General features: G+C 32.9%; 9 protein-coding genes. All 9 read right to left on the bottom strand.

Translation table 11 applies throughout. The features are described 5' to 3' along the window. Positions 1 to 1,097: 1,097 nt before the first annotated feature. A complete protein-coding gene (locus B5P42_RS02280; RefSeq protein ID WP_002017161.1) occupies positions 1,098 to 1,595 on the bottom strand; it encodes a DM13 domain-containing protein in 498 nt (165 codons plus the stop codon). A gap of 98 nt (positions 1,596 to 1,693) precedes the next feature. Then, positions 1,694 to 2,752 carry a sensor histidine kinase gene (locus tag B5P42_RS02275; protein ID WP_002128066.1) on the bottom strand — a complete coding sequence of 353 codons (1,059 nt, stop codon included), beginning with the start codon at positions 2,750 to 2,752 and terminating at the stop codon, positions 1,694 to 1,696. Continuing rightward, positions 2,749 to 3,462, bottom strand: a complete 714-nt coding sequence (locus B5P42_RS02270; protein WP_002017159.1) for a response regulator transcription factor — start codon at positions 3,460 to 3,462, stop codon at positions 2,749 to 2,751. The genes B5P42_RS02275 and B5P42_RS02270 overlap by 4 nt, the downstream gene beginning before the upstream one ends. Positions 3,463 to 3,834: 372 nt before the next feature. Then, a complete protein-coding gene (locus B5P42_RS02265; RefSeq protein WP_113733562.1) occupies positions 3,835 to 6,051 on the bottom strand; it encodes a binary toxin-like calcium binding domain-containing protein in 2,217 nt (738 codons plus the stop codon). A gap of 275 nt (positions 6,052 to 6,326) precedes the next feature. Then, on the bottom strand, positions 6,327 to 8,732 hold the full coding sequence (locus B5P42_RS02260; protein ID WP_088030856.1) for a PAS domain S-box protein: 2,406 nt from the start codon (positions 8,730 to 8,732) through the stop codon (positions 6,327 to 6,329). Positions 8,733 to 9,420: 688 nt separating this feature from the next. Further along, the gene (hblB, locus tag B5P42_RS02255; RefSeq protein ID WP_113733561.1) at positions 9,421 to 10,818 is read right to left on the bottom strand and encodes a hemolysin BL regulatory component HblB; all 1,398 of its coding nucleotides are present in this window, start codon (positions 10,816 to 10,818) and stop codon (positions 9,421 to 9,423) included. 325 nt (positions 10,819 to 11,143) lie between these two features. Further along, positions 11,144 to 12,271: a hemolysin BL binding component B gene (gene hblA / locus B5P42_RS02250; RefSeq protein WP_000591974.1), complete on the bottom strand. Its 1,128-nt coding sequence runs from the start codon at positions 12,269 to 12,271 to the stop codon at positions 11,144 to 11,146. A 36-nt stretch (positions 12,272 to 12,307) separates the two neighbouring features. Then, positions 12,308 to 13,528, bottom strand: a complete 1,221-nt coding sequence (hblD, locus tag B5P42_RS02245) for a hemolytic enterotoxin HBL lytic component L1 (RefSeq protein ID WP_002128070.1) — start codon at positions 13,526 to 13,528, stop codon at positions 12,308 to 12,310. A gap of 61 nt (positions 13,529 to 13,589) precedes the next feature. Further along, complete coding sequence (gene hblC, locus B5P42_RS02240; protein ID WP_088064481.1) at positions 13,590 to 14,909, bottom strand: hemolytic enterotoxin HBL lytic component L2; 1,320 nt, start codon at positions 14,907 to 14,909, stop codon at positions 13,590 to 13,592. Positions 14,910 to 15,392 lie beyond the last annotated feature (483 nt).

Below are 15,392 nucleotides of genomic sequence, written 5' to 3'. Positions count from 1 at the left end.
AATTGCAGTTGAATCTAAGTTACTAAAATGACTGATTCAAAACAAGACCTTATTGAAGGCGCTTTCATTCTCGTGTCAAATACACTTTTCCTTTTGATCACATACCTTTCTTAGAGTAATCATGTCAGTATGTCCAAATTTAAAAAGTTATTTACAATGTCATTAGGATTTTTGCAAAAAAACTAGGTTTGATACTTTCTCTAGAGGTAATAAATTCTTTCTCGACGCCCTCATTATAGCTTGTATATTTATGAGTACAATATTTTTTTATTTTTAGAAAGATTGAATAAACAGAATCTTGAATGGGTAATAGATTACACTTAGCATGTAGCAATTGTGTCCTTTGTTTGAAGCTGTATTAGTTAGTAGAAAAGCAAAAATAACACAGAGTTCCTTTCATTAACACATTGATTATATTGGAAAATCATTATAATGATACTTATATTATCCTTTGTTGAAACATTTAATTTTGGACATGAAAGCTGTTGCAATAAATGATTAATATAGATAGCAAGTAATAAATTAATGAACTATAAAATCATTTTTGAATATTAATCATTAATTTTGCATTAATATTTATTTTTCAGAAAAAAGGAACTTCTTTTTTTATAATCTTAACTTAAAGTAATATTTTGGTAATATCCAACAATTTACACCATCCCCTTTACAGTTATGGAAACCCTAATTAGATTTAAAAAGAGAGAAGAGCTCATCGATGCTCCTCTCTCTTTTTTATTTACTTAAGATTACTATTCAAATTGCTTATTGCATCTTTAAGCTGACTTTTAAATTATAAACTTTAATTTCCATACTTCTTTACAAGCCGATAAATGAAAAAAGTATATGTTCCTTCAAAATTAAGTTATAAAAGAGTTATGTTTTCCTGTAACATATTATTCATCCTTCTATTCACAGACAGTACGCTTCCACACTAAATAAAATCTCTCCGTAAACGTCCAATAGCTCTAAAATATACAAATATTGAAGAATATGAACAAAACACTCTTATGAGTGCCCTTCTTAGCAACTAAGTCCGCTGCAACTATTATCATTACCCCGATGAATTTTGCCTGTAAGAGGAAATTTTAAGTTCATATTTAATTATTAAAATAAACCGCACCAAAGTTTTCATTAAATCTTTTACACCAAACAGAAACCGAACCATATTCACTTACATCTATCCCTTCAGGAATTTCGTAGTTTTGGTCTCCTTTATTTCCCTTTAATTTTCCTAATTCAATATACTGATAGTTTTTCACGTCTTCATTATTTTTCAAACGATTTGTAGGAACTAATACAACTCGTACATCTGGCCCATTAGATGTTGCAAAATCAGAAAGTCGTAAAACACGTTTTCCATCCGCTAATTGGTAAATTTTTGCCGTTCCAGTTGTTTCATGGACACCGTTTTGAAACTGACCTTCCCTTATTACTCGATCACTTTGTTGCCTTACTTCAGTTGATTGTATCTCTGCTTGTGGCAATGATTCATTTACGTGCTTATCAATAAATAATTTCTCTGGTCGGAACAATGACCATAAAATCCCCAATACAATTATCAAACCACCTATAAGCCATACATATTTTCTTTTCATAAAGTAAAAAACCTCCTGTAACATACTGTGTAGTAGTATGTTAACAAGAAGGTCTTTCATTTTTCTAACGTAAATGTTACAAAAGTCTTTCAGCCGTCTTATTTTTTTACTGATGTGATGGGAAGAGTGAACCAAAATTCACTTCCCTGCTTACCATCTGCGCGATTCCTTACACCAATTTCCCCTTTGTGCATTTCAATCAATGATTTTGCAATAGCTAATCCAAGTCCGGAACCTCCAGATTGTGAACTTCTTGATCGATCTGTTCTAAAAAAACGTTCAAATACGCGTAATTGATCATTTGGAGAAATTCCCATTCCTTCATCCCGCAAAGTGAATTGGACCTGTTGAGTTGGTTTATTTTCCACTACAGTCAATTCAATTGTTCCAGAGATAGGAGAATATCGAATTGCATTATGTAATAAATTACCTATGACCCTTTCTATTTTACAAGGCATAATCAAAAGTCGAGGTAATGTATCAGGGACATCCAATTGCACATGGATTTGTTTGTCTCCTAATAAGACAGAATGTGACTCTAATACATCTAATAGAACTTTATCTAAATGTGTGAAACTTGGGTGAAAATCTACTTGCTCAAACTCTAACTTTGAAAGATCAAATAAGTCGTTAATTAATCCATTTAATCTTTCTATTTCTTTTAAAACCGTTGCTAAGTATTGCTTTTTCATTTCAGGATCTTCAATCAGGTTATCTTGTAATGCTTCTATCATCATTTGCATGCTAGTCATAGGTGTTCGTAAGTCGTGTGAGATATTGGTAATTAGCTCCTTACGAGAGTTTTCCTGTTCCTCTAACTTAGTAAACCCTTCTTCTAATTTTTTTGCCATCTGTTGAAAGGCTGTTGCCAATTCTTTAAACTCACGTGGTTCTTGCCCAATTATATACATCGTTTCAAAGTGTCTATCACTAAATTGTTTCGTCAATTTTATTAAATTTTGTATAGATCTCATGATAGGACGTGTCATTAACCAATAAATAAACGTTGAAATAATGAATGCCACAAATGCAATTACTGTTAATAACCGCGTTTGTTCCGGTTCAAGTAACATTTTCGTATCACTATACCATATAGCAATTACCATAATACTAGTACTTAATAGATTCATGAGTAACAATTGAATACGTAATCTCATGTTTCATTTCCTCCATTTGGCTCAAAGCGATATCCTATACCCCAAACCGTATGAATCCAACGATTCTTTATCGTATGCTTCTCGAGCTTTTCACGTAAACGACTCACTAACACGGTAACTGTGTTTGATGCTCCTTCATGTCCAAAATCCCAAATTAATTCAAGAAGCTGCGAGCGAGAAAATACTTGTTTTGGATGCTTTGCCATGAGATAAAGTACCTCAAACTCTTTCACCGTTAACTCCACTTCCTTATTACAAACAAGTACATATCTTGTCTTTGGATATATTTTCAAATCTGGAAACTCTATCACTTCCAATAAGGATTCTTTCGCTTGTATTTGTACATGGCTTCCTCTTCTTAGTATAATTTGAACCCTTAATACTAATTCACGAGGGGAAAATGGCTTTGTTAAATAATCATCTGCCCCCATTGTTAAGCCTAAAATTCGATCCCTTTCCTCTCCCTTAGCAGTTAACATAATAATAGGGACATTTGATTGTTGACGAATTTCCTCGCATAATTCCCATCCATCTTTTTTTGGCATCATCAAATCTAATATAATTAAATCTGGTTGATGTGTAAGAAATAAATCCCAACCTTCTTTACCATTTACAGCGGTATAAACTTCATATTCTTCTCTTTCTAAATACCGTTTGCATACTTCTCGAATATTTTCTTCATCTTCTACGATTAAAATTCTTTTCTTCATATACTATCCTCACTTCTTTTTCACCAATAACAAAAAATTTATTTTTTCTATTATCCAATAAAAATATCTTTATAGGTAAAGATATAAAAACTAATCACATAAATAAATCAGAATTCCACATTTCACCCTCGAAACGAATGAAAATTCGGAAAATAAATCATGTAATACAGATAGTAATCTTAACATTTGATTACTTATATGACTAGATAAGTATTTAAAATAGTAGTTTCTAAATTATATAAATTAAAAGGAATGAGTCCGATTCAACATCGAACTCATTCCTTATTAGTAACCTAAATTATTGTATCTAACTTTTCGGATTCAATTCATTTCCAGTTCTCTTTCCAAACTTAGCAACAGAACTGTTACCTATTACTGAACTCTTGATAGATTCCATGCTATAGTATCAGTCCTATTCTCTCCATTACCATATTTCATATAATCGATTAAATATCCTACCTTTAACTTATTACCATTAGATAGTATGTTCCATTGCTTATGGTGTCCAGTGAAATTCTTTGGATATGCATGATTAAATTTAAAAGTACTTGCGTTCTGTTTTTGATCTAAATGGATATAACTATCTTGAAGTTTTAAATATGCATAATCTGAATAAATAGGATTTTGAAATTTAATTAATACCTCTTCATCCTTTTTAATTGGTTTTCCAGGTTTAGGTTGACCTACTCTTTCAATAATTACATTCACTTTTTCATCGCTAGATTTTTCAGCCCAAAGATACTCCCATTTATTCCCTGCATGATGACTTCCCAAATAAGCTGTATTTCCATATGAAGCCACGGTATAAGGAACTCCTTCTGTAACAAATTCACCTGAATTATCTACTACATAATCTTCAAATTCTTTATTAGCTTTAATTTCAGTATCAATCTTTTGTGTAGGCGTTAGATTGTGTGCGTCATTGATTTCAAATGTAACTTTTCTGTGCGCAGCAATTTCAGATTTAATAGGGTGTATATTTTCTCTAGACTCATATGTAAATCCATTTTCACGTTTAACCAGTGTTACTGTTTGTGACGGAGCATTCCATTTCTTACTATAAGTAGTAGGAATATCTTTACTCACTCCAAATAAACCAGGTAAAATTGTTGCCCTAATCTTTTGCGTCACAGAATCATAACTACCTTCTACTAATGTTGGTTGCTGTAGCTTTGCAAAAGCTCCGTGTACAGAGTCTTTATGTAAATAACCGCGATCTCCCTGTCCCGCTTTTAAATCGTTCAATGCATCAGTTCCATTATTAGCTGAAACCACTGATACGTTATTAGTACTTTTAGCCTTGTTTACAATATGATTTACTTTTTTCGTATCTATATTTACCTGTTGAAAAACTTCGTTATAGGATAAAACTGGCTTATCAGCAAGAGATTTGTCTTTAGGAGTATATACCCTAAACTTTGGTATATTTCCTATATCTGTTTCTAATTGTTCAGTAGCTGCATTTACTCTAGACTCATATCTCCCTGAATCCCCCAAATGCATAATTTCTTCACCTTTTTCAATAGATAAATCCATTGTACTTGTAGGTAAAACTTCAATCGAAAGAAGTTCCCCTTGTTCAACAGCTTTCAATTCATCCAAAGATAAGACAATATTCGCATCTGCTTGTCCTTCTAAACTGTCAATTACTACTTCTGTTTTATTCCGTCCACCTTTTTCTGTACTTAAATAGTTTGCTTTATAACGATCTTGTGTTGCCTTTACAGTATTAATAATTTTGTTTCCTAAACGAATATTAAAATGAGGCGAAACATTTTCAGCGGATGCTGTTCCTACATTCTTATATTCCAAATGTACCCGTAATTTTGCTGCGTTCGCTGTATCCACAGTTGTTGCAGTAGACCAATCAAAATTATTTGTATAACTCTCCGTTTCCGTAGTTGTTTTTGAATATCCGTATCCCACATTTGCTGAAACACTTCCGGAAGGAACAGGACCGGCTGCTGAGCCTTCTACACCACCTGAACCACTTAAACCTACATTAAATGAATGTTGTGTAGATACACTTTTTTCCCATCCTCTACTAACTGATCCGCCATTATTATCCGTAATGGTTGCAATAGGAATTACTTCAATTCGTTTGACACCAATTTGCAAATTCGGCATGTTGGCAACTATCGGATTGAAATTAGTATCAGAATCGTTGTTATAATTCTCAACCTCATACATATCAGTAAAAGGATCACCATCCGTATTTGCATTCATAGGATTCGATATAAATTTTGGTTTCCCTTTATCCTTCTCGGGATCCCATGCTTTCGCTTCATTTTTTCCAGTTTGTGAATTGAATTCAATTTTATATCCATTAATCTCTAAGTCGTTGGAAATACCATCTTTATCCCAATCGTTGTTTGCCATTTCAATGTTTTGTGTAATGAGTGAACCTATTTCCCCATCAGATCCGAGCGTGAAATTCTTATCTTCTTTTTTTACATTTGCATTCTCTTTGAATATTTCAACTGTACCTCCTGGATTCGGTTGTTTTACATCTGCTAAAGCAGGAGATGCTAAAGTCAGTGCCATCGATACACTACCTAATACACTAATTGCTGGCTTCAATTGTTTCATTGTTATTTTTCCTCCTTGGTTTCTAGGTCCATTAGAACACCTACTAGTAAGATTAATTTCATCATATATAACAAATCTTTCTTTTCTCTCTCATAACTGTTAAAAAAGTCTCTCGTAAATATTACAAAACACTTACAGAGTTTTTAAAAGCCATAAAATCTATATATGAAACATCAAAAAGCCGTAATATGAAGAATCGATTACAATATATACAAAAAAGCAGCTAGCCAAAGCTAACTGCTCACTAACTTATAAAATTTCAGTAAAAGAATGTATTAATTTTGAAGTGTGCAAATTGGGAGAGTGACTTCAACTATAGTCCCCTTATTCACTTCACTCTCAATAAATACCTTCCCCTGGTGTGTTTCAATAATTTTATAACAGACCATTAATCCTAAGCCGATTCCCTCTTCCTTAATACTGTAAAAAGGTTCTCCTAAATATGGTATACGTTCTTTTGGAATCCCACATCCTTGATCGATAAAGCGAATCCTTATTTGATTATTATCAAGTTTATCAAATTGAATCAAAATTTCTCCTCCTGTTGGCATGGATTCAATTGCATTTTTTATAATATTAACAAATACTTGTTTTAATTGATTTCCTTCACATGGAATCAGTGGAATACCAGGTGTAAAATCAATTCTAATTTTTATATTATTCATCATTGCTTGAGGTTGCAGTAGCATTAAAACTTGATCCATTAGCACACTAATATCATTAGGTTGTATCTTTACCACCTGTGGTTTTGCTACCGCCATAAATTCATTAGTAATACTTTCTATACGCTCAATCTCTGATGATACTATATTTATATAACCCCGATTATTCTCAGTTTCCGTTGATTTTAGTAATTGCATAAACCCTTTCATTGCGGTTAATGGATTATTAATTTCATGAGCCATTGCAGTCGCTAATTGTCCTACGACAGCAAGTTTTTCAGATTTCCGTAGTAATTCTTCTGTTTTTAGCCGTTCAGTGATATCACGAGAAATACTTAGGAAAACTTTTTTACCATTTAAGTTAAAAACACGGACACTAAACTCAGTTGTTATTATTTTTCCTGTTGGAAAAACATATTCATCTTGCAAAGTGAAGGAAGTTTGTCCCTCTCTAATTCTTTTTAACAACCTTACAATCATTTTAGAATCTTGTGGTACTACATTTGGAAATGGTAACGAGAGCAGCTCTTCTCTACTATATCCAAATCTTTTACAACCAACAGGGTTTACCTCAATGAATCGACTTGGAACATGATTTTCATTCAGCTCTACTACATATACTGCATCAGTTGCTTGTTCGATTAGTGCACGGTACTTCATTTCACTATCTTTTAATTGTTGGTGTAATCGATGTCGTTCTCTTTCTGCTTGTTTTCTTTCAGAGATGTCTCTACATATCGCAGATAAAGCTATCACATTTCCTCTTACGTCTAGTATAGGAGAAACTGTCAGACTGACATCAAGAAGACTTCCATCGTTACGTCGTCTAACAGTTTCTAATCTGGTAACTACGGATTCACCTGTTAGAATTTTCTGAATATTTTTAAGTGATTCTTCCATTAAGAAATCTGGTACACAGGGTAATCTCTTACCTATGATTTCTTGTAATGACCATCCAAATATCTTTTCATAAGCTTTATTTGCTTGTAAAATATGCCCTTCTCGATCAGAAATGGTAATAGCATCTACATTATGCTTTATAAATGATTCTAGTAATTCTTTGGTAGCTCTTAATTCTGATTCTACCTTTTTCCTTTCGGTTATATCGACTATAGAACCAACAACTTCCATAACTTGTCCATTTCGTTTAATCGGCCTAAGTGCAATAAGAATAATCGTTTTATCATCTGGCCAGGGTAATTCGAATATAATTTCTTTCCCTTCCCATGCCTGAAGATAATACTTCATCAATTGTGGAACTAAATGTGGTGGAACAATAGAAGCATCAATAGTCCGTAAGCTTTTCCCTACCACCTGTTCAGAATAAAATCCTTTTTGATAATAAAACTGTCCATCACATAAAGTGTGTATAAAGTGCTTACCCACTTTTTTAAATTTAAAAATCCCTCCTTGAAGCTCATGTACGGTATCTGTGAGTTCTTGCTTGGATTTTTTTAATTCTCGATTCATTTTAGATAAGTCCTGTGTTAAATAATATAATCTCTGGTAGGCTTCCATAAGAAATAGCCCAATTAAAAGCCCTAAAGCTATATATAATAAGCCTCCAGTGTAAAGTAACTTAGTATTAAAGAATACACCAACTAACCACTTTATTCCGACAAAAACAGAAAAATATAAAGATGCACTTTTAAAAGGATGAAGGTTTTTAAAATATGTTTTAAAAGTAACAAATAGGATACCCAAACCTAAATAAGCAATCACAGGAGGTTCCCAGTAACCTCCAATGTAAAAGATACGCATGATAATAATGCTAATTAATGTAATCCAACCAGCAATGCGACCAAAGTAAATAAAAGATAGAATAAGAGGAACAACTCGAAGATCGTAGGAAAATCCCATGTATGGAAAAGAAAAGAGCATCAAAGTAACTGCAATAATCCCTCCATAGAATTTTTCGAAATATCGCCTGGAATGAATCAAAAACACTTGAATAAATATCGCTGCGCTAACTAATAAAGAAAAAATAGAAAGATTGATGAAATAGTCTTTAATAATCATGTAATGTCCCTCCTTGCATTAAAGATATATTCGACAAAAAAACAGAAAATCCTACAAATAGTACAAACAGTTCAGGTGCAAAAAATATAATTCCCTACATGACAGTACATGTAAATAGTATCATATTGATTCAAATCGAAAACCAGGGAATCTTCCATTTGAACCTTCAAACACCCCAAAAATAAGGTGTTTATTCTCTCTTTTTATTTAAATGTTATGTACAAAAAAACGTAGGAATATTTAATTCCTATGTTTTTTATAAATTAATCAATTCCTTCACTATTACAATTCTTCAAATTCCTCAATTTCGGCTTTTCGCTTTAAAAATATTGCAATATCTTTATTACAAGTTGCTCTTTTAATGTATTTGCAATCTTTTGGTTAAGCCATACACATAAAGCAACCAGCACCTTGATTCAATATTCACTTTTTTGCTGTACAAATTCTTTTGCTTTAGCTAGGTGTTCTAGGAAATAAGGAGCCTTATGCCGTTCAATTTTTCACTTAACTTGGTGTCTAGTTTAGTGTACCATCCCCATGCCCATCAACTTAAGAAAATAGATTCACCCCAAAACGAAAAAATGAGCTTTTCTGTTAAAAGTTAGCACAAAATTTCGTTCTGGGGGTATTTGTTTTTCTTAGCTTGATAGCGATGTGTACCATCCCCAATTAATGCATTTTTTTGGGTTCAGTTCATTATATTTTCTACTTTGTCTTTATACACAACATATTCTTTCCCATCCACTATTGCTACCACCGCAAATTCATCATTTGGATTGAATGAAAGCCAGTCAGCCCACATGCTTGTATTAGCACCTCCACTCCACATATGATGAACAGTGTTTTTAGTTAAATTCATAACTTTATAAGACGCATTTGGTGCATTTGTTCCAGTCTTTATTTCAAAAGTGTATGCGTTATGGATTTTTTTATAAAAGTAAAAAACGTTTGATGGACGAAGTAGATTCATAAAATCCTGTTCTTTCTTCTCTGCAATTTTTATGCCTTCTAGTAATGTGACAACATCTGTTCTTAATGTTTTCCAACTATCTTTAGCTGAATTCAAGTTAGGCTTTAAAAATTTATATCTATTTTGATCAGCTTTTTCATCAGCTTTATCAATATGCCCCAGTACGCCCGAATATTGAGAGTCTAAATCATCCCATTGTGTGGACATATAAGTAAGAGCAGTAATAGCACTATCAATCGTACTATGCATATCACTAATATTATGAAATGCAACTCCGACTACACGATTTAATGTAATTTTATAATCAACAGTTTTACGTAATTCTGCTAAAGCAGGCTCTAATCGACCTAAATTATCTCTAGCAGTACCTATCATTATGCCACCAGAAATAAGCGTGGGGATAAAAGGTATTTTCACCATTATTAATCCATCAGATTCTAATTTCTTATAATAGTTTACTTGTCCTAAAACTTCATCTAAACGCTTTTGATCAGTCTCCACATCAGCTCCTTGGTTTTTTAAAATCGATTGCAAGGTCTCTTTATGGCTTCCAAATACTCTAACATCTTCTCCAATAGCGTTTTTAAATTTAGTTAATTCTTCTATTAATGCTTTTGCAGACTTTTGGTTTCGTTGAATTCCCCCCCTTAAATCAGTAATCCCCTTTTTTAAAGTATCCCCATTTCCATTGTTGATCGCCTCTACTAATGTTTCATAATAATTTTCAAACTTTGTATCGTATTCAATAATGCCGGTCAATGTATCTAAAAGCTGTTTTTTTACTTTTGTATTCCATGTAACAGCATGTGCTCTTGCATTCTTTTGATCCTGTACAATTTTACTAGGTAAATCTGCATACCCATTAATAGAAATTCCTTCAAAACTCACATCTGGATTATTAATTAGCAAATAAGAATATTCATTCATAGCTTTTGCAAATAACCCAGCATCTTGTACAGTTTTTTTCATCTTTTCTTCATTTGCTGAAAGAGACATATCTCCAGTGTTCGTTTGTTCAGTTTCAATTGCAAAGGTTGCTACTGGTGTGACTGCATAGGTAGTTGTCATAATTAAAAATGCTGATACAGCCAGTATTTTATAAGTTTTTTTTTTCATCTTTTCTTATTCCTCCTGTATAGAGTATGATTTCAAGTCCTATTCTTATTAAAAGACGATGTAGTTGCATAGATTCGATATTATTAAGCGAATCTATATAAACTGTCCCCTATTAATCGATTCTGTTACAAATTTTTAAAAACAAGTAAACTACATGGCTATCTTTTTATTTGGATAAAACTTATATATAAGTGAAAGGCGAAGTCTTTAATGAGACTCCGCCTTTTTAATATATAAGGATTTATTAATTATCGCTTTACTGTTTAACAGTGTAATCATAGACTCTCTATGTTATGGTTCACTTTGCAACAGAATTAATATTTCCCTATTTTTGTGGAGTAACAGTTTCCACTTTTAATTCCTTTATCCCTTCTTTTAATGTAACAGCATCTGTTCTTAATGTTTTCCAACTGTCTTTCGCTGCATTTAAATTAGGTTTTAAGAATTTAAATTTATTTTGATCCGCTTTTTGAGCTGCATTCTCAATATGCCCTAGAACGCCCGAATATTGAGAATCTAAATCATGCCACTGCGTGGACATATAAGTAAGAGCGTTAATAGCATCATCAAGTGCCTTGTGCATTTCATTAATATTACTATAAGCAACTCCAACTACGCGATTTAATGTTACTTTATAATCCACGGTCTGACGTAATTCTGCTAATAAAGGCTCTAACTTACCTAAATTATCTCTTGCTACTCCCACTATAATACCGCCAATTATCGGTAGACCCAAAATAGCACCCTTCATTACATTAAACCCATCAGATTCTAATTGTTTATAATAGTTTACTGATCCTAATACTTCTTCTAGACGCTTTTGATCGGCTTCAACATCTGCACCTTGGTTTTTTAAAATCGACTGCAAGAGATCTTTATTGCTTCCAAATGCTCTAACATCTTGTCCAATAGAGTCTCTTAATTTAGTTAATTCTTCTATTAGTTGTTGTGCAACCTTTTGATTTTGTTGAATTTCACCTCGTAAATCTGTAATCCCTTCTTTTAAAGTTTCTCCATCCCCTGTATTAATCGCCTCTACCATTGTTTCATAATAATTGTCAAATGTTGTATCATATTCAACAATACCAGTCAATGTATCTAAAAGCTGTTTTTTTACTTTTGTATCCCAAGTAACAGCATGTGCTCTTGCATTCTTTTGATCTTGTACAATTCTACCAGGTAAATCCACATATCCATTAATAGTAATTCCTTCAAAGTTCACATCTGGATTTTTAATTAACATATAAGAATAGGCATTCATAGATTTTGCAAATAAACCGGCCTTTTGCAAGGTCTCTTTCATTCTCGCTTCATTTGCAGAAAGAGCCGTATCTCCATTGTTCGTTTGTTCAATTTCACTTGCAAAAGTTGTTACTGGTGAAACTACATTAGCGGTTGTAATAGTTAATAACGTCGATACAGCGAGTAATTTGTAAGGGATTTTTTTTATCATTTCATTTTCCTCCAATTTAGGTTTTAATTTTCAGTTCTATTCCTGTTTAAAAGCAATATCTTTTGAAATGAATTCTGCATCTTTATGAATATCATTCCAACTTTCTTTAGCAGCTTTTAAATCATCCGGTATTAAAGAGAATTTGTGGTCTTGCATAGAATCGATATTATCCAGTAAATCTGTATAATTTGCGCCCATTGTATTCCATTGCTTTTGAATATTTGTTAGAGATAATATCGCTTGATCTACAGTCTGATATAGATATGCCAATGTTTCTTTCGCGTTAGTAAGCGAAAGAACTGCTTGATTAGCACGATCTGCTTTCATACTTAATTCTCCGATTTTGTTAGAAATTTCGTTATAGGAGTCCATATGCTTAGATGCCGTGACACCCGCCGCAGTTCCTAGACCGATACCAGCTGCTCCAAGAGCTGAAAGTCCACCAACAACAGCTGGTGTTGCTGTACCACCAGTTACAACAATTACAACTGCTCCTCCAATAGCTGCAATAACTAAAATAGCTGCTCCCAATCCACCACCAATTGACCATGCTAATACATCATCAAAATGTTTTTTCTGAGTAGAACGAAGTTGCTCAATTTCAGCTTGAAGTTGCGGAATCGTTGCCTGTTGACCTGCTAATATTGCAGTTAATCCACCTTTGCCATCTGGACCACCAACATTATTTTTAAAATCTGTAGAATTTTGATATAGTTTCCCTTTGAAGTCTTGTAGCATCTTAATTACATCTGTAACCTCTTTTGAATTTGTATTAATTGTAGTAATTAAATCACTTATGCCCTCTTTTAGACCTGCCTTATCTTTCTTTTGTACAGTATCTACTAAAGTGTCGTAATAATTTTGAAATTGTTCATCGTAATTTACAATATTACGAGCTGTTTTTTGAATCTGTGGCTTCGCTTTATCTAACCAATAATTCGCATTGATTCGTGACAGTTCTTGATTAAGGTGAATATTTTTGAGCAACTCCCCTCCTTCTGATCCTAAATCGATATTAGATAAATTTACATTCGGTTGCTTAATCATTGTTTTTGCGTACAAATCCATTACAAGAATATGAGACCCTGTTTCAGCCAATGCTTTCTTCAGTCCCTCGGGACCTAAAGCATAATTGCCTACTTTTTGTTCTTGAGCGGTCGTTTCTTGTGCAAATGCATGAATAGTGTTACCAGTAGTAGCAGTTATAACCGTTGCCAGAGTGGCTAAAGTTAGCACTTTGAATGGGAATTTTTTCATAACTATTCTCCTTCTTTCGCTAGATTCTTATAATCTTTATAGTTTTTTCAAAAACGTAATATCAAAATTTATATACCTGTTCTTCAAGGTAACTTATTACATTTTTTAATTGTCTTAATGTATCTTTTTGAGACTGCTCGTTAGTTGCATCAACATTAGTAGATAATTTTGTAATGTTATTTTTTATTAGATCCAAATCTTCTTTATAGCGCTTTAGTAGGTCAAGTTCTACATCTACTTGGTTTGCAAACGTATGCAAATCATTTTGTGAAAGAAGAAGCATTGATTTTTGTAAATCTGCTATTGATAGTTTCGTTGTTAAATCATATATTTTTTGGTTTTGTTTCTCTAAGTCATCTAAATATGCTCGCTGCTCTGCTGTTAGTTTATTTACTTCTGCGAAGACACCAAATGTTTTCTTAATCTTTTCAGTATCAATGGCTTTCATCAGGTCATATTCTTGCGTTTTTGCGGCTGCAGCTGCAGCTATTTCACCTTGTTTGCTTTTCTCAATTGCTTCACGAGCTGCTTTTTTGGCCGATTCAATCTCTAGAGCAGTTTTACCTTGTTCTGTCGCTTCTTGCGCCGCTTTTTTCTCCGCTTCTAGAATAGAGTTGTTAATTTCTTTTCCTTTGTTATACGCTGCCATCCCTGCTTGAGCAGCCGGTTCAATAATTTCTTTTGAAAGACTATAAACTTCTTTGAATATAGCAAATCCCTGCTCATTTAAAGCTCCTGGTATTAATGCAATTTGTTGTAAATCATTTTGAATTGCTTTTTTGGTATTTAATATTTCATTTTTTAACTGATCTATTTTTCCTGTTCCATCTGTACCTAATATGCCTTGCGCAGTTGCCACATTAGTATCGAAATCTTTTAATTTTTTATCAAGCTGTAATTTAAGATCTGTTAATTCATTAATTTGTCGTTGCGCATTTTCTTGATTCGTCATAGCCATTTCTTGAAGAACTTCAAGTCTATCCGAAAACCCTTCTCTATCTTCTTTATTGTCTACATACGATTTTAATGTCGGGTAATAGCTATTAAATTTCGTTACAAATCCTTTACTTTTTGAATTTAATAGAATTAACTGTGGATAGAGTTCCGATGACCATTCCTTCATATCTTGTTTAATTAGGAATTGATTGGTATTTAAAGCTGGGACTTCCTCTAGCTGTACATTAGGACTCATTAAAGATTGATCAATATACGTTTGGATTAATTTAGATTGCGCACCTAATTTTCGTAATGATGAAGAAATATCCATGCTTTCCTGTTGAGTTTCTGCTTGAACGATTGGTGCTGCGAGAGTATTGATAGGAATAGTTGCTCCAGTTACAATGGATGTTATTAAAAATCCTGTCATTATTTTATTTTTCATTCCGTACACTCCTTTACCATTGTTTTTTATAACTTGATTCATATAACTTGTACGCCCTAGCGCTAGGCTCTCTCCTTGCACACGCATGGGGAATGGGAAGTCTTTCGGATAGGGTGTTATCGTTATTATTTACTTCTAAGAGGATCTAAGGATTTTACTTCCCTCTCATTTAGATACTCTATTTTTCAAATAGTAAACGATAAAAATTCATCAGCTATATTTGAATTAGCTGCCCAATGAGTAGTAAAATATTATTTCCCCCTTAGAGCTGCTGTTTAACTTACAGATCCGTGAAGATAGATAACCATTGCTTCTAGAGTTAATCCTGTCATGACCTTTTTTTAATATCAATTTCATAATATGGTTTTTAGTTTTGTCAGCAATAGCCTTACAAGACTACAAAAGATGAAATTATACTGTACATTGCTTATACTTTTATTGCGGAATAAATTCACTTTTGCTATGTAGAAACTTAAAACCCAT

It is taken from the genome of Bacillus sp. SRB_331 (assembly GCF_003264175.1).
Lineage (GTDB): Bacteria > Bacillota > Bacilli > Bacillales > Bacillaceae_G > Bacillus_A > Bacillus_A mycoides.
Note: the sequence above shows the minus strand (reverse complement) of the source record. Positions and strands in the feature narration are given on the sequence as shown.

Bases quoted from the DNA above. Each gene is read 5' to 3' on its own strand.
- hblD (WP_002128070.1), bottom strand. From the start codon at position 13,528: ATGAAAAAATTCCCATTCAAAGTGCTAACTTTAGCCACTCTGGCAACG.
- B5P42_RS02280 (WP_002017161.1), bottom strand. From the start codon at position 1,595: ATGAAAAGAAAATATGTATGGCTTATAGGTGGTTTGATAATTGTATTG.
- B5P42_RS02275 (WP_002128066.1), bottom strand. From the start codon at position 2,752: ATGAGATTACGTATTCAATTGTTACTCATGAATCTATTAAGTACTAGT.
- hblA (WP_000591974.1), bottom strand. From the start codon at position 12,271: ATGATAAAAAAAATCCCTTACAAATTACTCGCTGTATCGACGTTATTA.
- B5P42_RS02260 (WP_088030856.1), bottom strand. From the start codon at position 8,732: ATGATTATTAAAGACTATTTCATCAATCTTTCTATTTTTTCTTTATTA.
- B5P42_RS02265 (WP_113733562.1), bottom strand. From the start codon at position 6,051: ATGAAACAATTGAAGCCAGCAATTAGTGTATTAGGTAGTGTATCGATG.
- hblB (WP_113733561.1), bottom strand. From the start codon at position 10,818: ATGAAAAAAAAAACTTATAAAATACTGGCTGTATCAGCATTTTTAATT.
- hblC (WP_088064481.1), bottom strand. From the start codon at position 14,909: ATGAAAAATAAAATAATGACAGGATTTTTAATAACATCCATTGTAACT.
- B5P42_RS02270 (WP_002017159.1), bottom strand. From the start codon at position 3,462: ATGAAGAAAAGAATTTTAATCGTAGAAGATGAAGAAAATATTCGAGAA.